General features: G+C 67.4%; 17 protein-coding genes and 1 tRNA gene. 14 read left to right on the forward strand and 4 right to left on the reverse strand.

The features are described from left to right. Window positions 1-136: 136 nt before the first annotated feature. Both IEY28_RS19685 and IEY28_RS19690 read right to left on the reverse strand, forming a co-directional pair. The gene (locus tag IEY28_RS19685) at window positions 137-589 is read right to left on the reverse strand and encodes a DUF5814 domain-containing protein (RefSeq protein ID WP_166972867.1); all 453 of its coding nucleotides are present in this window, start codon (window positions 587-589) and stop codon (window positions 137-139) included. 243 nt (window positions 590-832) lie between these two features. Beyond that, on the reverse strand, window positions 833-2026 hold the full coding sequence (locus IEY28_RS19690; RefSeq protein ID WP_189001852.1) for a CBS domain-containing protein: 1194 nt from the start codon (window positions 2024-2026) through the stop codon (window positions 833-835). 260 nt (window positions 2027-2286) lie between these two features. Here IEY28_RS19690 and IEY28_RS19695 point away from each other — a divergent pair, with 260 nt between their 5' ends. The 12 genes from IEY28_RS19695 to IEY28_RS19750 all read left to right on the forward strand — a co-directional run bounded on the left by IEY28_RS19695 (window position 2287) and on the right by IEY28_RS19750 (window position 14932). Beyond that, window positions 2287-4365, forward strand: coding sequence for a DEAD/DEAH box helicase (locus IEY28_RS19695; RefSeq protein ID WP_189001854.1), 2079 nt, complete (start codon window positions 2287-2289; stop codon window positions 4363-4365). 39 nt (window positions 4366-4404) lie between these two features. Beyond that, window positions 4405-5889 carry a hypothetical protein gene (locus tag IEY28_RS19700; RefSeq protein ID WP_189001856.1) on the forward strand — a complete coding sequence of 495 codons (1485 nt, stop codon included), beginning with the start codon at window positions 4405-4407 and terminating at the stop codon, window positions 5887-5889. Between the two features lie 69 nt (window positions 5890-5958). Next, a complete protein-coding gene (locus IEY28_RS19705) occupies window positions 5959-7818 on the forward strand; it encodes an SLC13 family permease (RefSeq protein WP_189001986.1) in 1860 nt (619 codons plus the stop codon). 56 nt (window positions 7819-7874) lie between these two features. Then, window positions 7875-7947 (forward strand) — tRNA-Pro (locus tag IEY28_RS19710). 74 nt (window positions 7948-8021) lie between these two features. Then, entirely contained in the window at window positions 8022-9197 is a 1176-nt protein-coding gene (locus tag IEY28_RS19715; protein WP_189001857.1) for an AGE family epimerase/isomerase, read from the forward strand. Window positions 9198-9321: 124 nt separating this feature from the next. Next, window positions 9322-11418: a minichromosome maintenance protein MCM gene (locus tag IEY28_RS19720; protein WP_189001859.1), complete on the forward strand. Its 2097-nt coding sequence runs from the start codon at window positions 9322-9324 to the stop codon at window positions 11416-11418. Continuing rightward, window positions 11419-11691: a DUF7854 family protein gene (locus IEY28_RS19725; protein ID WP_189001861.1), complete on the forward strand. Its 273-nt coding sequence runs from the start codon at window positions 11419-11421 to the stop codon at window positions 11689-11691. Between the two features lie 28 nt (window positions 11692-11719). Then, window positions 11720-12328: a DUF7504 family protein gene (locus tag IEY28_RS19730; RefSeq protein WP_189001863.1), complete on the forward strand. Its 609-nt coding sequence runs from the start codon at window positions 11720-11722 to the stop codon at window positions 12326-12328. 32 nt (window positions 12329-12360) lie between these two features. Next, the gene (locus IEY28_RS19735) at window positions 12361-12696 is read left to right on the forward strand and encodes a DUF7855 family protein (RefSeq protein WP_189001865.1); all 336 of its coding nucleotides are present in this window, start codon (window positions 12361-12363) and stop codon (window positions 12694-12696) included. Beyond that, complete coding sequence (locus IEY28_RS19740) at window positions 12693-13502, forward strand: DUF7856 family protein (RefSeq protein ID WP_189001866.1); 810 nt, start codon at window positions 12693-12695, stop codon at window positions 13500-13502. The genes IEY28_RS19735 and IEY28_RS19740 overlap by 4 nt, the downstream gene beginning before the upstream one ends. A 33-nt stretch (window positions 13503-13535) precedes the next feature. Next, window positions 13536-14270 (forward strand): DUF7857 domain-containing protein, encoded by a 735-nt coding sequence (locus tag IEY28_RS19745; RefSeq protein ID WP_189001868.1) that lies wholly within the window; start codon window positions 13536-13538, stop codon window positions 14268-14270. Continuing rightward, the gene (locus IEY28_RS19750; protein ID WP_189001870.1) at window positions 14267-14932 is read left to right on the forward strand and encodes a MinD/ParA family ATP-binding protein; all 666 of its coding nucleotides are present in this window, start codon (window positions 14267-14269) and stop codon (window positions 14930-14932) included. The genes IEY28_RS19745 and IEY28_RS19750 overlap by 4 nt, the downstream gene beginning before the upstream one ends. Here the strand turns inward: IEY28_RS19750 and IEY28_RS19755 are convergent. Beyond that, a complete protein-coding gene (locus IEY28_RS19755; RefSeq protein WP_189001872.1) occupies window positions 14911-15771 on the reverse strand; it encodes a transcription initiation factor IIB in 861 nt (286 codons plus the stop codon). The genes IEY28_RS19750 and IEY28_RS19755 overlap by 22 nt on opposite strands. 173 nt (window positions 15772-15944) lie before the next feature. Between IEY28_RS19755 and IEY28_RS19760 the strand changes: the two genes are divergently transcribed. Beyond that, window positions 15945-16439, forward strand: coding sequence for a DUF7858 family protein (locus IEY28_RS19760; RefSeq protein WP_189001874.1), 495 nt, complete (start codon window positions 15945-15947; stop codon window positions 16437-16439). A gap of 78 nt (window positions 16440-16517) precedes the next feature. Then, entirely contained in the window at window positions 16518-18038 is a 1521-nt protein-coding gene (locus IEY28_RS19765; RefSeq protein ID WP_189001876.1) for a glutamate-cysteine ligase family protein, read from the forward strand. A gap of 12 nt (window positions 18039-18050) precedes the next feature. Here IEY28_RS19765 and IEY28_RS19770 read toward each other — a convergent pair whose 3' ends face one another. Then, the gene (locus IEY28_RS19770; protein ID WP_189001879.1) at window positions 18051-18500 is read right to left on the reverse strand and encodes a TIGR00725 family protein; all 450 of its coding nucleotides are present in this window, start codon (window positions 18498-18500) and stop codon (window positions 18051-18053) included. Between the last annotated feature and the right edge of the window lie 23 nt (window positions 18501-18523).

An 18523-nucleotide genomic window follows, 5' to 3' on the forward strand; every position in this document is an offset into this window, starting at 1 on the left:
CGTGCCTAAAAACCTCGAACGTCACTGTTCGGAACAGTCAGACGTACAACTGGCTCACCAGTGGCGCGGACACCGCTCGACACTGACCGTAGCCGTCGCTCAGTGTCTCACTTCGGACGGGGCGGCGGCCAACTCGCTACACCAGCCGATTGCGCCGCCGTTGTACTTCTTCGGCGACCTCTCGCTCCCCGTCTACGTCCGCCAGCGTCTCCACCGCTTCGAGAGTTCGGACCGAGTCGTCGAGAAAGGAGAGCACGTCGCCGGGATAGGCGTACAGCATGTAGTCGTCGCTCATCACGTCGACGATGGCGTCGGGGCCGAGCCCCTGTTCGCGTAGTTCCAGCAGGTAGGCGACGAACTTCCGCTCGGGACAGCCACAGTGGGGCGCGGCCTGACAGTCACAGTCCATGAAGTCCTCCGCGAAGTCGAGCACTCGCTCGCGCGAGGCGTCGTCGAGTTTGGCCAGCCCCTCTCCCTGAAAGAGGATGTCGAGCGTCGCTCCCTTGAACGCGCCCTTCGGGAAACTCGTCTCTAACTGCGAGGCGAGTTGCTGGTGGTTCTTGACGTATATCTTGTCCGTGATGGCCACGCTTGGGGGCGTATAGTCACCGACCGTGTAAAAGCGTCTCGAAGCCACCCCAGAGTCGTAACGTATTTCTGTACTTCCGGATTACCTTGGATTGCTTCAGCACGCGCGTCCGGGCTGGGGTAGTGGCATCCTTTAGCCTTGTGGTGGCTAAGAGGCGGGTTCAATTCCCGCGCCCGGACCTCCCTTTCTTCGATGCGGTCCAGTCGGCCAGTCGAGTCGCTGTGTTCCAGTGCGCCGCCGGCCTCAGGGTTCCGGCCGCAGCGTCCGCGACTCGGACTCGCCGACGGAGCCGTACTCACTGCTGGACTTGATGATGGAGAGCGCGGTCATGATGTCCGAGCGGGTGAGTAGCCCGAGGAACTCGCCGTCCTCGTCGGTGACGACCAGTCGGCCGACGGAGTTCTGCTGGAGCTGCGTGAGGGCGTCCATCACGTCGGCGTCAGGCGAGACGGTGTAGAGGTCGGTGCTCATCACGTCGCCGACGGTGTACGCTTCGCGTTCGACCTCCCGTACGGCGCGGGCGTCCTCTAAGGTGACGAGGCCGACGACTTCGCCGTCCGTCTCGACGGGGTAGCCGGTGTGTCGTTCCTCGAACATCGTCTGGATGAGCTCTCGAACGGACATCCGCGGCGTCACGGACGTGACGTGGTCTGCGGGGGTCATCACGTCCTGCACCGTCACGCCTTCGAAGGCGGCGGCCATCGCCGTCTGGCGGGACTCGCCCTCGGCACCGATGTAGATGAAAAAGGCCAGCCCGGCCAGAAAGATGTTGCCGGCGACGAACAGGCCGAAGAGGCCGAGCATGATGGCGAATATCTTCCCCACCTCGGCGGCTATCTTCGTCGCTCGGGCGTACGGGCGGGTGCGGGCCAGTAACGCCCGGAGGACCCGTCCGCCGTCCATCGGGAACCCCGGCAGCATGTTGAACACCGCCAGCGCGAGGTTCATCACGGCGAGGTAGGCAAGCACGAACCGGGCCGCTTCCACGATGGTCGACTGCGTGCCCGGGAGTACGAAGAAGGCGAGGTAGGAGAGCACCCCCAGCGCGACGCTGACGAGGGGGCCGGCGACGGCGATGGCGAGTTCCTGCTTCCAGTCCTCGGGCGTCTCGGTCAACTGGGCGATGCCGCCGAACAGCCACAGCGTGATGGAGTCGATGGGGTAGCCATAGCGGATGGCGACCAGCGAGTGGCCCAGTTCGTGCAGGACGACGCCGGTGAAGAGGCCGACGGCGGCGACGACGCCGAGCACCCAGACGAGACTCCCGTCGGTCAGCACGGCGGGGTCGAGCCCCGCACCGAGCGAGTCGTTCAACAGCTCCGTCGTCTGTTCGACCTGCGTCCCGATGATCCACGCGAACAGGGGCAAGACCAGCAGGAACGTCAGGTCGAGCTGGATGGGGATGCCGAAGGCGCTCCCGATGCGGAACCGACGCATGTGATACTGTTGTCGGTCGACCGACTTAAACGCGCTGTGGCTAGCAATCGGTGGGGCTGGTGCTTCTGGGGGGACTCTCTCGACGCAACCACTGCAGAGAGCCAGAAAGCCCCCGTGGAACAGCCGACCGGATGGGACTGAAAGGGGCGGCCGGGGCTTTCTGGCTGTTCTGAATCGTCCTCGCTGGCACGTCTATCGGGCATTCCGTGTTCGGTTCTGTGTCGAGTGACTGAAGTAGGTGCCGCGTCGTACGTACAGGTGTGTCGCAGCAGGCCGCGAAGGTGGATACGCTGTTCCTCCACGAGCACGGCGAGGACGTCCGGGTGGTCGCCCAGCGAGACGGCGGACGCCTGTTCCACGGCGTCCTCGAACTGAAGGAGACGGACGCGGGGCCGCGACCCCGACGCCTCCGCATCAAGGACGGCTCCGGCGAGGACCTGCGCGCCCCCGACCAGTTCGTCGAACTGGCGCGCCGAGCCACGCGTATCCGCATCTCCGAGCAGACGTCGCCGCTGGCCCGCGAGCGCATCCGCGAGATGCTCGCCGGCTACCAGCTAGAGGCGAAGGTCGTCCGGACCTGTCGGTACTGCTCCTCGGCGGGCCGGTACTCGCCCATCACGAGCGAGACGGCCATCGAGGCCGACGGGGAGAGTATCTGTCCCGACTGCGCCCGCGAGGAACTCGACCGGGAGCTCGCCTTCGAGGGAGACATCACCGGCGACGCCCGCAAGCGCCTCGAAGAACTCCTGTTGGAGGTACAGGACCTAGACCGCATCACGAACCTCCTGTCGGGCCAACTGGACCCCGACCTGACGAAGTTCGACGAGATCTCGGCCACCGTCGACGACATCGACCTCGTCTCGACGGAGACGCTGAACCTCCATCCCGGCATCCAACAGCACGTCGAGTCCCGATTCGACACGCTGCTCCCGGTTCAGAGTCTGGCCGTCGACCACGGCGCGATGGACGGACAGGACCAACTGGTCGTCTCCGCGACGGCGACGGGCAAGACGCTGGTCGGCGAACTCGCTGGACTGGACCGCGTCCTCAACGGCAAGGGGACGATGCTGTTTCTGGTCCCGCTGGTCGCGCTGGCCAACCAGAAGTACGAGTCGTTCAAGGAGCGCTACGGGGACATGGTCGACGTCTCCCTGCGCGTGGGTGCGAGTCGCATCGCCGACGAGGGCGGCCGGTTCGACCCCGAGGCCGACGTCATCGTCGGTACCTACGAGGGTATCGATCACGCGATCCGGACGGGCAAGGACCTCGGCTCCGTGGGCACCGTCGTCATCGACGAGGTGCACACGCTCGGCGAGGACGAACGCGGCCACCGCCTCGACGGCCTCATCTCGCGGTTGAAGTACTACTGTGAGCGCGGGACGACCGAGGCCGCCCGACACGACCGCGGCGGCGGCGAGCAAGCCGACGGGGACACCCAGTGGATATACCTCTCGGCGACGGTGGGCAACCCCGGCCAACTGGCCGAGAAACTGCAGGCCAAACTCATCGAGTTCGAGGAGCGCCCGGTGCCCATCGAACGCCACGTCACGTTCGCCGACGGCCGCGAGAAGATAGACACGGAGAACAAACTGGTCAAGCGGGCGTTCGATACGAAATCGAGCAAGGGGTACCGCGGCCAGACCATCATCTTCACCAACTCGCGGCGGCGCTGTCACCAGATCTCGCGGAAACTGGAGTACAGTTCCGCGCCCTACCACGCCGGGCTGGACAACCGCAAGCGCCAGCGCGTCGAGAAGCAGTTCGCCGACCAGGACCTGGCGGCCGTCGTGACGACGGCCGCGCTGGCCGCCGGGGTGGACTTTCCGGCCTCGCAGGTCGTCTTCGACTCGCTGGCGATGGGTATCGAGTGGCTCACCGTCCAGGAGTTCGAGCAGATGCTCGGCCGGGCGGGTCGGCCCGACTACCACGACAAGGGGACGGTGTATCTGCTGGTCGAACCCGACTGCTCGTACCACAACAGCATGGAGATGACCGAAGACGAGGTGGCGTTCAAGTTACTGAAGGGGGAGATGGAACCGGTCATCACCCGGTACGACGAGGGCGCGGCCGTCGAGGAGACGCTGGCGAACGTCACCGTCGCGGGCACGCAGGCCAAACGCCTCAACGACCGGATGGTCGGCGAGGTACCGACGAAACACGCCCTCGGCAAACTGCTCGAGTACGAGTTCATCGACGGCCTCTCGCCGACGCCGCTCGGCCGGGCCGTCACTCGACACTTCCTCTCGCCCGACGAGTCGTTCCAGTTGCTCGATGGCATCCGGAAGGGGCTCGACCCCTACGACATCGTCGCCGAGATGGAACTGCGTGAAGAGCAGTAGGGGCGTACCTTCTTGTAGCCCGACCGTCTTGCGGTGGCCATGGGGCTGTTCGACAGCATCCGCCGTGCGGTCGGCCGGGGCGACGACGGGTCGGACGACACCGAGTCGCGACCGGACATGGTCGACGTCACCGCACTCGGTCCCGACGAGTTCCGCGACCGGGCCGAGAACGCCGCCAGCGACGGCGATCCGCTCGATTTTTCGATGACCTCACTCGAACGGCTCGACGAGGCCATCGCCGGCCGTGACGACTGGACGGAGGACACGCCGTCCGACGGGACGGCCTACTCCCCGAAGGCCGTCCAGTTCGGGAGCTACTTCGGCGAGGTGCTGGTCCGTACCTACGACGGCGAGTGGACGGCCGAGGACGGCTGGGCGGTCGTCGGCCCGGACGACGAGGTGACCGTCGACGTCTTCGAGGTGGCGGCACAGTCGGTCGCCGGCGACCCGGCGTTTGCGGTCGTCGCGGAGCGGGTAGCCGACGAACGTCGACTCGCTGCGACTGACTCGGCGGAGACAGTCGACGACGCCGACACGACACAGGACTCGGCCGAGACGGACGAGGGTGACGGGACAACGGACGCGCCGAGTGAGGACGTGGGCGAGGCGAGCGACGACACTGTGGCCGCGGACCCGGCGGCGTCAGAGGGTGCCGCTGGGACTGTGGCCGACGAGGTGTACCCGACGATGGACGCCGTCGAACCCGACGACGGTGACGGACCCGACGGCGACGAGACGACCCCCACGGCCAAGGACGGGGCCGAACGGGCAGCGGTGGCCGACGACGCGGCAGACGGACACGCCGACGACCCGACGACGACCGCCGAGGCAGTCTCGTCGGACATCAAAAGAGAGCGCGACGCGGAGACGCCACCCGACCCGCCGGCCGACAGCGACCCCACCGCAGATACGGCGCGAGCGACCAACGCGGCCGAGGCCGAGCAATCCGACGTCGACCTGCTCGGTTCGGACGCGGCCGAGTCCGCCGCCGACCAGTCCAGTGAGGGCGATACGGTGGCTACCCCCGAGGACGGCACTGCCCCCGACGACGCGGCGACCGACGGCGAGGTCGAGATGGGCCCGGTCACGGAGACGGACCCCACGACCGGCGACGGCCTCCGGGCCGAGTACGCCGCGACGGCGGCGGAGTTCACCGACTTCTGGGCCGAACGCGACCTCGATTTCACCCCGGCGTCGCTCGCCCGCCTCGACGACCTCGTCGGCGCCGAGTGGGACGACGACCGGTTCGAGGACGCCACCTTCGGGAGCGAGGCCACGTTCGACGACCGGGCCTTTACGAGCGTCACCACGGAACTCGGGAGCTACTTCGGCGAGGTACTGGTCCGGGAGCTAGACGGCGAGTGGTCCACGGACGCCGACCACGAGGCCGTCGTCGTGGTCAGCGGCACCGACGGCCCCCTCGCAGTCCCGGTGTTTCAGGTCGCGGCCAACTCCCTCCGGACGGTGCCGGTGTTCGCCCGGAGCTACGAGGCCCTGCTCGCCGACCTCGGGCGAGACGCCTGATGCAATCCGCAATCTTTTGCCGGACCCGGTCTACTCACCGGTGTGTCCTTGCCTCCGGTCACGCCCGCCATGGCGTTCGTCTTCGCGCTGATACTCGTCGCGCTCGTCCTGTTCGCGACGGAGGCTCTGCCGGTCGACGTGACCGCAATCACCCTGATGGTCGCGCTGATGCTGGTCGAACCGGTCACCACGACGCTCGTCGACGCCGGTCTGCTGGCTGAACCGCTGTACGTCCTCCACCAGCCCGGCGACGGCGTCTCGCCGCTGACACAGGGACTCTCGGGGTTCGCCTCGACGGCGACTATCACCGTCCTCGCGATGTTCATCCTCTCGGACGGCGTCCAGCGGACGGGTATCGTCCAGATGCTCGGGTCACGACTCGCTTCGCTGACTGGCGACAGCGAGACGCGGCAACTTGGTGCCACCGTCGGCCTCGTCGGCCCTATCTCCGGCTTTATCAACAACACCGCCGCGGTCGCCATCCTCCTGCCGATGGTGACAGAAATCGCCCACAAGGGCAAGACTTCGCCGTCGAAACTTCTCCTCCCGCTCTCCTATGCCTCGATGTTCGGTGGGATGCTCACGCTCATCGGCACCTCGACGAACATCCTCGCCTCGCAACTCTCCGCCGAGTTGCTCGGCCACCCCTTCGGGATGTTCGAGTTCACCCAGCTAGGCATCGTCGTCACCGTCGTCGGCACCGTCTATCTCATGACGGTGGGTCGCTGGCTCGTCCCCGGCCGCATCGAGGCCCGAGAGGACCTGACCGACGAGTTCGAGATGGGCGAGTACCTCACCGAAGTCGTCGTCCGCGAGGACTCTCCCATCGTCGGCCAGACGGTCCGTGGGGCCCTCTCGGAGACGGAGTTCGACGTCGACGTCGTCCAGTTGGTCCGTGGCGACCGAGTCTTCCTCGAACCGCTGGACCCGAAGACGATCCGGCCCGGCGACGTCTTCGCACTTCGGACCGACCGGGACACGCTGGTCGACCTCCTTGACGCCGAGGGGCTGGACCTCATCCCCGAAGTGGAGGTCGACGACGCGGAACTGGAGAGTGCGAGCGAACACCAGAACCTCGTCGAACTCGTCGTCGCCCCGGGCTCGTCGCTCGTCGGCGAGACGCTGACCTCGGCGAACTTCCGACAGCGCTACGACGCGACGGTGCTGGCCCTGCGCCGCGGTCGCGAACTGTTCCGCCAGCGGATGGACCGCATCACCCTGAAAGTCGGCGACACCCTGCTCGTCCAGGCCACCGCCGACAGCATCGACCGCCTCAACGTCAACCGGGACTTCATCGTCGCACAGGAGGTCGAACGCCCGGACTTCCGCCGGTCGAAGATCCCCGTCGCCGTCGGCATCGTCGCCGCCGTCGTCGGCATCGCCGCCCTCACTCCGATTCACATCGTCGTCTCGGCGCTGGCCGGTGCGGTGGCGATGGTCCTGACCGGGTGTCTGCGCCCGCAGGAACTGTACGACGCCGTCCAGTGGGACGTCATCTTCCTGCTCGCCGGTGTCATCCCGCTGGGTATCGCTTTACAGGCGACCGGCGGCGCGGACCTGCTCGCGGACCTGTTCGTCCTCGCGGCCCCGAACCTCTCCAGCATCGTCGTGCTGGGCCTGATGTACGTCGTCACCGCCGTGTTGACCAACGTCATCTCGAACAACGCCTCCGTCGTGCTGATGATTCCCGTCGCCGTCGAGGCGGCCCAGCAACTGAACGCCAACGCCTTCGCGTTCGTCCTCGCGGTGACCTTCGCCGCGTCGACGGCGTTCATGACGCCGGTGGGCTACCAGACCAACCTGCTCGTGTACGGCCCCGGTGGCTACCGCTTCACGGACTATCTGAAAGTCGGTGCACCGTTACAGGCCGTCTTCGCCGTCGTGACCACGCTCGGCATCGCCTTCTTCTGGGGCCTCGCGCCTGCGTGACACGGCCCGCCGCCCAACGAAACCCTTTACTCGGTGACGGGCAGAAGTGGTGGTACGGGATCGTGGGGTAGCTTGGTAACCTTCGGGCCTTGGGTGCCCGTGCCCCTAGTTCAAATCTGGGCGATCCCATCCAACTCCTTTATCTCCCCGAGTTACGTCTCCGCCCGAACCTTCTTGCCCCGTAGAACCGTCATCGTCTCTAGATGACGGACTACACCGACCCCGGCTGGCTTCGGGACCGGATGCGGGCGGTGCTGGAGTTCTACTATCCGACGTGCGTCGACGAGCGACACGGCGGGTTCGTCGCGCAACTAGACGCCGACACAGGCGAGGTGTACGACCCGGACAGCAAGCACCTCGTCGCGGCGGCGCGGTTCACCCGGAACTTCGCGCTGGCGAGCGAGGTGTTCGGCGACGTGTGGTGGCGCGAAGCGGCCGAGCGCGGCGTCGAGTTCCTGCAGGACCACTTCCGGGATGCCGACCGCGGCGGCTATCACTGGGTACTCGACGGCACGACGCCGACGGACTCCCGCCGGGTCTGCTACGGCCACGCCTTCGTCGTCCTCGCGTACGCTCGGGCGGCCGACGCGGGCGTCCAGAACGCCGGGAAGTATCTGGCCCAGACGTGGGACCTGCTGGACGAGCGCTTCTTCGAAGCGGAGCACGGCCTCTATCGTAGCGGGTGGGACGCCGACTGGAGCGAGGCCGACCCCTACCGGGGCCAGAACGCGAACATGCACGCCTGCGAGGCGGCGCTGGTCGCCTACGAAGTCACCGGCGAGCAACACTACCTCGACAGAGCGGCGACCGTCGCCAAGCGGCTCTGTGTCGACCTCTCGACGGACGACGGCCGTCTCTGGGAGCACTTCGAGACCGACTGGACGCCCGACTTCGACTACAACCGGGACGACCCGGCCCACCAGTTCCGGCCGTGGGGGTACCAACCGGGCCACCACATCGAGTGGGCGAAACTCCTCTCGATTCTCGACCGGCACCTCGACGTCCAGTGGCCCGGCCAGCGCGCGCCCGACCTGTTCGAGACGGCGCTCGACGGGTGGGACGACGAACGTGGCGGCTTCTACTACACGCTGGACGAGGACGACGACCCGGTCGTCGACGACAAGTATAGCTGGGAAGTCGCCGAGGCTATCGGCGCCGCAGCGGCGCTCGCAGAACGCACGGACGACGACTGGTACCGGGAGTGGTACGAGCGGTTCTGGGAGTACGCGCTCGACACCATGGTCGCGCCTACGGGTGGGTGGCACGAGCGGGCCGACGCCGACAACGAGGCGTACCCGGCCGGCGACGGTCCCGCGGTCGAACCCGGCTACCATCCCGTCGGCGCGTGTTACGAGAGTCTGCGGAGTCTCGGCGAGTGACCGACCCACCCCTTCGTTTCGGGACGAACCTATCGCAGTCACGCACATCGTAGCCGCCATCGATCACTTCCACTCAGGTTTGCGAACCTTCTTAGGCGAGTGGGCGTAACCTCTGTGCACTCAGATGGCGACCGCCGAGAACACCGAACTCATCGACCGCTTCGAGGAGTTCTACCGCAACTACTACCGAAACGAAATCGGTGAGCTCGCCCAGAAATACCCGAACGACCAGAAGTCGCTGTACGTCGACTGGCAGGACCTCTACCGGTTCGACCCCGACCTCGCCGACGACTACCGCACGAAACCGGAGCAACTGCAAGAGTACGCCGAGGAAGCCTTGCGCCTCTATGACCTCCCGGTGGACGTCTCGCTCGGGCAGGCCCACGTTCGCGTCCGGAACCTCCCCGAGTCCGAGGACATCAGGGAGATACGCCACGAACACCACGGCAACCTCATCGCCGTACAGGGCATCGTCCGCAAGGCGACGGACGTTCGGCCGAAGGTCCTCACTGCCGCCTTCGAGTGCCAGCGCTGTGGCACCCTCACCCGTATCCCACAGGCCGCCGGCGACTTTCAGGAACCCCACGAGTGTCAGGGCTGTGAACGACAGGGCCCGTTCCGCCTGAACACCGACCAGTCCGAGTTCATCGACGCCCAGAAGATCCGCGTTCAGGAGTCCCCGGAGGGCCTTCGCGGCGGGGAGACGCCCCAGTCCATCGACATCAACATCGAGGACGACATCACGGGGAAGGTCACTGCCGGCGACCACGTCCGCGCGACGGGAATCCTCAAACTCGACCAGCAGGGCTCGGACCAGGACAAGTCCCCGATGTTCGACATCTACATGGACGGTGTCAGCATCGTCATCGAGGACGAGCAGTTCGAGGACATGGAGATTACCGACGCCGACAAGACGGAGATCGTCGAACTCTCCAACGAACCCGACATCTACGACCAGATGGTCGGCGCCATCGCCCCCTCCATCTACGGCTACGAGAAGGAGAAGCTCGCGATGATGCTCCAGCTGTTCTCGGGGGTGACCAAGGACCTTCCTGACGGTTCGCGTATACGTGGCGACCTCCATATGTTGCTGATAGGAGACCCTGGGACCGGGAAATCCCAGATGTTATCATATATCCGAGAGATCGCGCCCCGGTCCGTCTACACCTCCGGCAAGGGGTCCAGTTCAGCAGGGCTGACCGCAGCAGCCGTCCGCGACGACTTCGGCGACGGCCAGCAGTGGACGCTCGAAGCGGGGGCGCTCGTCCTCGCGGACCAGGGCATCGCCGCGGTGGACGAACTCGACAAGATGAGTCCCGAGGACCGCTCGGCGATGCACGAGGCGCTCGAACAGCAGCGTATCAGCGTCTCGAAGGCCGGTATCAACGCGACGCTCAAATCGCGGTGTTCGTTGCTAGGTGCCGCGAACCCGAAGTACGGCCGCTTCGACCAGTACGAACCCATCGGCGAGCAGATCGACTTAGAACCCGCGCTCATCTCCCGATTCGACCTCATCTTCACCGTCACCGACAAGCCCGACGAGGAGGCCGACCGCAACCTCGCGGAACACATCATCCAGACGAACTACGCGGGCGAACTGCACACCCACCGCACGCAGAACCCGACCTCGAACTTCTCCGAGGAAGAAGTCGACACCGTCACCGACGAGGTGGCGCCGACCATCGAACCGGACCTCCTCCGGAAGTACGTCGCCTACGCGAAACGGAACTGCTTCCCGACGATGACCGAGGAGGCGAAGACGGTCATCGAGGACTTCTACGTCGACCTGCGCCTGAAGGGCCAGGACGACGACGCGCCGGTGCCGGTGACCGCCCGGAAACTCGAAGCGCTGGTCCGGCTGGCCGAGGCGTCGGCGCGCATCCGCCTCTCGGATACCGTCGAGGAGGCGGACGCCGACCGGGCGGTCGACATCGCCCACTACTGCCTGAAAGAGATCGGTGTCGACCCCGAGACCGGCGAGTTCGACGCCGACGTGGTCGAGACCGGCACCTCGAAGAGCCAGCGCGACCGCATCCAGAACATCCGGGGCATCATCGCCGACATCGAGGACGAGTACGACGAAGGCGCGCCGATCGACGTCGTCGTCGAACGCGCCGAGGAGGTCGGCATCGACGAGTCGAAGGCCGAACACGAGATAGAGAAACTCAAACAGAAAGGCGAGGTGTACGAACCTCGTACCGACCACCTTCGGACGACGTAGATGGACCGCATCTCAGCCCTCCGGAACGTCGAGGAAGCGCTCGCCGCCTTCGAGGCCGGCGAGTGCTCGCTCTCGGACCTCGAATCGGATGTCCGCGGCGTGTTACGGACCTACGCTGCCGACTTCGAGGGCGATCTACAGGCGTACCGGGCCAGCGGTGACGGGCCGGCGGACGGTCTCGTCGTCCTCGCCGCGTCGGAACCCGAAGCGCGAGAGCGGGTCGCCGAACTCGTCGCTGGCTCCGTGACGTTTTCAGTATCGGCCGTCGACTGAGCGGTCTGTGGACGACCAGCGGAACACTATGTGTGAAATACCCGACACCATCGCGAACGCCAGTACTACCCTGCTGTGTCACTCGCCGATGCCCGGAGAGAGTGGGTACGCTGGGAGCGAGACCTGTCTGGGCCTGTTGTCGTCGGCGGGGCTGGACGCCACGGTCGTGTTGGTGACGTTTACGTGCCCGCCGGCGGCGTGTCTCGAGGCGTATCCGCGTGCTGTCGGGACCGACGACGCCCCCTCGCTGACCGTCGTCGCCGTCGGTGAGGCGTCGACGGCGGCCGACCCCTCGATTGCGGACGTCGACGTCGACACCGTCTCGACGCCGAGCGACCTGACCTGTCTCGGTATCACGCTGAGTCAGGAATTATCGGCGGCCGACGACGTCGTCCTCTGTTTCGACTCGCTGACCGCACTGCTCCAGAACGTCCCCGTAGAGACGGTGTACGAGTTCCTCCACGCCGTCGTCGGGCAACTCGACGCGGCCGACGCTAGCGCACACGTCCACCTCGACCCGACCGCTCACGACCGACAGACGGTCGACACGCTGGCGCCGCTGTTCGACACCGTCGTCGAGGTGGACGACGGCGAGCGGACGGTTCGGACGAGACAATTTTCGAGAGAGACAACGTAAATTTTTATACTCGGGGGAAGGACCGTTCGGCAGTGCTGTTGGTCGTGGCCCATTCGCGTCCCGCCCGCCGTGACCTGCGCAACGTCTGCCGAGCGCACGATGACTGCGTCGTCAGGCGGTTCGGACGGGCGGCGCTGCTGTCGTGGACGGAGTTCGCCGCGTTTCAGGCCCTCCGCCTCCACGAGAAACACGGACTCGACGTCCAGCTAGAGCGTGTGGTCCCGTTCGAACCCGCCGACGTGCCCGACCACGTACAGGAAGCGGCCGACACCTACGAGGACCGCGACCATCCGTCGACGCCGTACGCGCGGTTCGCGTCGGGGCGGGACCTGCCGGCCCCCGACGAGATGCGGGGGGCCGACCTGTGAGGCTCACCGTCGGCGGCACGACGTACGAAGGCCGTGTCGTCGACCTCCGGGGGCGGGCGGTCGATGGCGCGACACTCGCGGCGGCCGTTCGCGGCGACCGCTGCCTCCCCGCTGTCGCTTCCGCCGACCCGCCGCCGGTGTACGACTACTGTGGCCACGTCCACGCTGCGATGGGTCTCCGAACGCGGACGGCTCTCGCCGCCGCCGGCCGCTCCCGTGGCTACGAGACCCCACACGACGACGCGATCGACGAGTTGCGCGAGCAACTGGCGTCGTCGGACCCCGACGCGCCGTCGTTGCCCTCGGTCCGTGACGACGTCTCCCGGTCGACGCTCGCGGACCAGCGGGAGGCGGCGGCCACCCAGCGCGGTCGGTTAGAGGCCCGACGGACACTCGGTGTCGACACCGATGCCGCCGAGCAGGCGGTCCGCGAGGCCACCCGGACGCTCAGCGAGCGCGAGACCGAGCGAGTCGCCGCCGAGGAGAGTCGGCGGCGTCGGCGCGAACTGGCACGGGCCTACCGAGACCGGCTGGCCGAGCGGCGTCAACTCGCCGATGCCCTCGCGAACCGGCAGCGCGACGCCCGCGAGTGTCTCGTAAACCGCCTCCACGATCGGTACGTCGCGGCGCTAGAGGCAGTCCCGGGATCGCGACCGACCGACCCGTTCGAGGCGTCACCGGTGACGGCCGCTCTGGCCGTCCTCCGCATCGCCCGGACCGAGGCTCCGGTCGTCGTCGGAACCGACTGCTTTGCCGACCCGACGGCGGCCGCAGACGTCCTCGACGCGCCGATTATCCGGTGCTGAGGTTTAAATCCGAACGGGCGGCCACCTCGGGCCATGGTTACGCTCGACTGCACAACCAGTCACCACGACGGGGTGACGCTGGTCGCGCTTTCCCTGCGGGACCTCGACGAATCGACTCGGGTGACCGTCCGCAACCGCCTCGACGGCCCCGTGTGGCCGCCACGTTGTGAGGGGCTCCCGGTCACTGGCTGGACCGAGACGGGCTTCGAGGGCGTCGTCGGCCCCGGAGACCACGCGCTCGGCTACGCCACGCCGGCGCCACCGGCCGACCCGCCTGCGGTTCTCGACGACGCGACGCCGGCACCGAACACCGACGGGGCCGGTGTGTCTCCCGAGAGCGCCGCCGACGTCGTCCGTGAACTCGGTGATCCGTCGCCGCCCGCCGACGCCGTCCCGGCCGGCGTTGCAGCGACGACTGACGCGGACTCGTGTGATGGCGTCACCGAGCCAGACGCCGGACCGGCAGCGCGGTCTACCACGGCGACGCGACCACAGACGGACGGTCGGGTACCGGCGGCAGTCGAACCGTGGCTAGAGACGATGGCCGCCCGGGTCGAAGCGGCCGAGACGCTGGCCGACGCCGAGACGCTCCCGGCGGCGACCGCGGCGGTCCGCGAGGCCGGCGGACTGGCCGAGGTACGCACGATCGCCGAGTCGGGAGCGACCGACGAACGACGACTCAGGCGACTCGCTCTACGTGCGGCGGCGCTCGCCGACCGCCGTGGCGCCGCCACCGTCCCGGTCGAGACGCTGGCCCGCATCGCATGATTCTGGCCGTCACCGGCGGCAAGGGCGGGGTCGGCAAGTCGACGGTCGCGTACAATCTCGCGGCCGAACTAGACGGCGTCGTCGTCGACGGTGACCTCGCGATGGCGGACCTACCCGCCGGCCACGGTCCGGACCTCCACGACGTTCTCGCGGGCCGAGCGACCGTCCACGAGGCGGTTCGCGTCGACGGCCCAGTGACGACGGTCCCCTGCGGACGGACGCTTGCCGGGGCACGAGCGGCCGACCCGACGGCGCTGACCGACGCCTTAGAGACGCTGGACCGGACGTATCGCTGGGTCGTCGTGGACTCTCCGGCGGGGCTGCGCGCCGACGTTGGACTCCCCCTCGCCGTCGCCGACGCGACGGTACTGGTGACGACGCCGGCGACGGCGGCCATCGCCGACGCACTTCGGGTGCGAGAGCTCGCCCGCGAACTGGACGCCGGTCTCTGTCGTGTCGTTCTCAACCGAACCGGGTCGGACCCGGTGACGAGGCCGACCGCGGATCGCTTTGGCGCGCCGGTCGTCACGGTGCCAGACAGCGACGCGCTGGCGACGGCCCAGCGTCACGGGACGCCGGTCCGCCAGACCGCGCCCGACTCGCCTGCGAGCGACGCCTTCGAGAAACTCGCCGCCGCCGTCTACTCTTGCAGTTCGGTGTAAGTCCCCCGGAGCGTCACCGGGGTCACGTCACCGACCTCGGCCGCTTCGGCCTGTGTGAGCCCGATACCGTGCTCCTGTGCCGCGGTGTAGAGACACGCCGTGGCGACGCCAGCGGGGTTGCGCCCGCCGACGATACCGCTATCGCGTGCCTCGTCGACCAACTGCTCCGCGCGGTTACGAACGCTCTCCGAGAGGCCCAGTTCCGTCGCGAACCGCGGGACGTACTCGCGGGGGTCGATGGGTCCCGTCGGTAGGCCGAGGTCCCGGTTGAGGGCATCGTAGGCCGCCCGGAGTTCGTCCGGGTCGGCACGGGCCGCCCGGCACAACTCTTCGACGGTCCGGGCGACGCCCTCCGTCCGGCAGGTAGCGTACACCGCCGCCGCCGCGAACCCTTCCAGCGACCGCCCTTGAAGGAGGGATTCGTTCTGTGCCGACTCGAACAGCACGCAGGCTCGGTCCCGGATGGCGTTCGAGAGGCCGAGCGACCCGACGATGCGCCGAATCTCGGTGAACGCGTAAATCTGGTTGCGCTCGCGTTTGGAACTGACCTGCGCGCGGCGGTGTTCTCGGCGGAGGCGTGCCATCTGGCGACGCTTCCGGCCCTTGAGCCGCGTCGAGCGGCCGATGTCGGTCGAGAGGCCGCGGTCGTGGCGTGACCGCGTCAGCGGCGCGCCGGTCCGGGCCCGACGGGTGTCGTCGTCCTCGAAACTCCGCCACTCCGGCCCCCGATCGATGGCGTCCTCGCCGACGACGAGGCCGCAGTGGTTACACACCGTCTCTGTGCCGTCCTGCTGGAGTGCCCCGTCACACTCGGGACACCCCGTCGTTGTCGTACTCATCGTACTTCGAGCTACGGCCGGGTGGTGGGTTAAAAAACCGATGGAAGAGCCAATCTGCGGGCGGTTTCGGGCGAAACTACCAACCGGTCACCGGTAGGTATACCGTCTGGCGCTGGTACCGACCGAGCGCGGAGCCACCACTGTTAAATTACGCGACTGTTATTGTGGTACCAATGGGGTTGGCAGACATCGCTGCCGGCATCGAGGTGACCGAGCGACAGCGCGAGTGTGGGGTGGCCGCCGTCGACGACACCGACGCGACGCTGGCTGAGCGACTCGAACCGTTCGCCGAGGACCTGCCGTGTTCGGCCGGGGCGGCGGCGACGGTCGTCGATTCGTACGCCGCCGGTAACGCCGTCGACGACTGCGGGCACGCCGCGGGGATACCGCCGGTGACCGCGGCGAAGACGCTCCACCGCCTCGGCGAGCAGGTCTCGCCGCTCGGACCGCGCGGCCGCGATATCGTCCGGGACTGGCTCTCGGGAACGCTCTCACGCGGCGACGCGCGGACGCTTGCCGGTGTCGGCGAACGGACGTTCGCACTGGCGGCCTACGTCGAGAGTCACGACCCGCTCCCCGGGGCGAGAGATGCCGTCGAGGGGGCGCTGTCGACGTCCGACGCGGACCCGCTGGCGGAGACCCACAGCGACGTCGAGGACCTGCTGTGACGTGGGCCGAACCGCGAGACACAGCGCTCTCGTCGCGACTGGACCACACTTAACACGCCCCGACGTGAACCCGCGCCCATGTCGGCATCGGAACTGGCTGCGGCGGTCACACGGGCGCTGGACGTAGACCCCGAGGAGTTCCACACGAACGCACGCGAGGAGGCCGAACAGCTCAAAACGGAGGTCAGGTCGGGGACGTTCGACAACACCGAGGCCATCGTCGGGATGGAACTGGAACTGTACGCCGTCGACGACCAGACCGACGCCCTGCGGCGGGTCCCCCGACAGTTGCTCGAACTCATCGGCTTCGAGAAGGAACTGGGCCTCCACAACGCGGAGATGCAGACCAGCCCCCAGCCACTGAACTCCCACGGACTGGCGGCCCAGCGAAACGAACTGAAGGCGTCGCTGATGCCGGCCCAGCAGCGACTCGGCACCGAGGGGATTCGACTCGTCTCCGACGGCATGTGGACGGTGCCGCCGAACGGCGAGACGGCCGAGAGCTACCTCTGTGACGCCGTCTCCGAGGACGGGATTCGCATCGGGACCAACATGTCCGACGCGGTGCGGTACCACACGATGGCCAACACCGACTACCCGTCGGCGTTCGAACTCGACGCGCCACACGTTTCCCTGCAAGCGAAGACGGTGATGCCCGAGGCGCTCATCACCTCCATCCAACCGCACTACCAGATTCCCCACGCGCCGGACCTCCCCGAGTACTTCAGCTACGCCCTCCGCGTCGCCGCGCCACTCCTCGCACTCGGCGTCAACGCACCCTTCTTCCCGCCGGACCTCTACGACGACGCGCCGGCCGAGGAGATACTCGAAGACGCACACATGGAGCACCGCATCGGCGTCTTCGAGTCCGTCCTCAACCCGCCCGAGGACGATCCGACGCCGCCGAAGGTGTGTTTCCCGCCCGACTTCGACACCGTCGAGGACGCCATCGACGACATCGTCGCCGACGACACCATCGTCCCGATGGACGTCCAGTCGGGCACCCGCTTCGACGACGCGTTCGTCCATCTCCGGCACAAACACGGCTCGTACTGGCGGTGGGTGCGGCCGGTGTTCGAGGGCCAGACCCGCTCTGCGGCCAACGCCCGCATCGAGTTCCGCCCGTTGCCGGCCCAACCGACCGTCGACGACGCAATCGCCTTCGAAGCGCTGTTCGCGGGCCTGATGGAGAGTCTGCCGCGACTCGAACACCCCATCCAGTCGCTGGACTGGGAGACGGCCAAAGAGAACTTCTATGCGGCCACGCGCGAGGGACTGCGGGCCGACATCGAGTGGATAACGGCCGACGGCGCGACGACCACCTCGACGGACGAACTGTACGGCGAACTGTTCGAACACGCCCGCGAAGGACTCGAACAGCGCGGTCTCTCGGCCGAGGAGGCCCACGAGTACATCCGGCCGCTGCGCGAGCGAGTGGACCGTCGGCTCACCCCGGCCCGCTGGAAACACGACTCCGTCCGCCGTCGCATCGAGGAACACGTCCCGCTCCCCGAGGCCATCTGGGGGATGCAGTCTACCTACATCAGGCGGCAGAAGGCGACGCTGCTCGACGGGAGCTTCGTCGACTGGTTCGAGTGACGGGGCAGCCGGCTACACCGCCTTCTCGACGTACTCAACGGCTTCGGCGGCCGTCTCGACGTGTTCGATGCCGTCGACGCCCTCGACCGCGTGCGTTCCCAGTCCTGCGACCGGTCGGCCCATGTCGAGCGCGTGGCCTATCTCGGAGAGCGTCCCGGCCCCACCGTCGACGGCGACGACCGCCGCGCCGTTCAGCACGACGAGGACGTTGCGGGCGTTCCCCATCCCGGTCGCGATGACCGTATCGACGTAGTCGTTTGCCGCCGCCCGATGTTCGCCCGGGAGGATACCGATAGTGTGGCCGCCGGTCTCGCCGGCACCCTTACAGACGGCTTCCATGACGCCGGTCAGGCCGCCACAGACGACGTCGTGCCCCTGCTCGCCGAGCAACCGGCCGACCGTCCGTGCCTGTCGGTACTGCTCGTCTGTCACGCTGGACCCGCCGATGACTGAGACGCGCATACGTACGCCTTCGACGGGCAGTG

Origin of the sequence: Haloarcula pellucida, from assembly GCF_014647235.1 — an archaeon.
In the GTDB taxonomy this organism is placed as follows: domain Archaea; phylum Halobacteriota; class Halobacteria; order Halobacteriales; family Haloarculaceae; genus Haloarcula; species Haloarcula pellucida.

Bases quoted from the DNA above. Each gene is read 5' to 3' on its own strand.
- IEY28_RS19690 (WP_189001852.1), bottom strand. From the start codon at position 2,026: ATGCGTCGGTTCCGCATCGGGAGCGCCTTCGGCATCCCCATCCAGCTC.
- IEY28_RS19700 (WP_189001856.1), top strand. From the start codon at position 4,405: ATGGGGCTGTTCGACAGCATCCGCCGTGCGGTCGGCCGGGGCGACGAC.
- IEY28_RS19705 (WP_189001986.1), top strand. From the start codon at position 5,959: ATGGCGTTCGTCTTCGCGCTGATACTCGTCGCGCTCGTCCTGTTCGCG.
- IEY28_RS19715 (WP_189001857.1), top strand. From the start codon at position 8,022: ATGACGGACTACACCGACCCCGGCTGGCTTCGGGACCGGATGCGGGCG.
- IEY28_RS19720 (WP_189001859.1), top strand. From the start codon at position 9,322: ATGGCGACCGCCGAGAACACCGAACTCATCGACCGCTTCGAGGAGTTC.
- IEY28_RS19725 (WP_189001861.1), top strand. From the start codon at position 11,419: ATGGACCGCATCTCAGCCCTCCGGAACGTCGAGGAAGCGCTCGCCGCC.
- IEY28_RS19730 (WP_189001863.1), top strand. From the start codon at position 11,720: ATGTGTGAAATACCCGACACCATCGCGAACGCCAGTACTACCCTGCTG.
- IEY28_RS19745 (WP_189001868.1), top strand. From the start codon at position 13,536: ATGGTTACGCTCGACTGCACAACCAGTCACCACGACGGGGTGACGCTG.
- IEY28_RS19750 (WP_189001870.1), top strand. From the start codon at position 14,267: ATGATTCTGGCCGTCACCGGCGGCAAGGGCGGGGTCGGCAAGTCGACG.
- IEY28_RS19755 (WP_189001872.1), bottom strand. From the start codon at position 15,771: ATGAGTACGACAACGACGGGGTGTCCCGAGTGTGACGGGGCACTCCAG.
- IEY28_RS19760 (WP_189001874.1), top strand. From the start codon at position 15,945: ATGGGGTTGGCAGACATCGCTGCCGGCATCGAGGTGACCGAGCGACAG.
- IEY28_RS19765 (WP_189001876.1), top strand. From the start codon at position 16,518: ATGTCGGCATCGGAACTGGCTGCGGCGGTCACACGGGCGCTGGACGTA.
- IEY28_RS19770 (WP_189001879.1), bottom strand. From the start codon at position 18,500: ATGCGCGTCTCAGTCATCGGCGGGTCCAGCGTGACAGACGAGCAGTAC.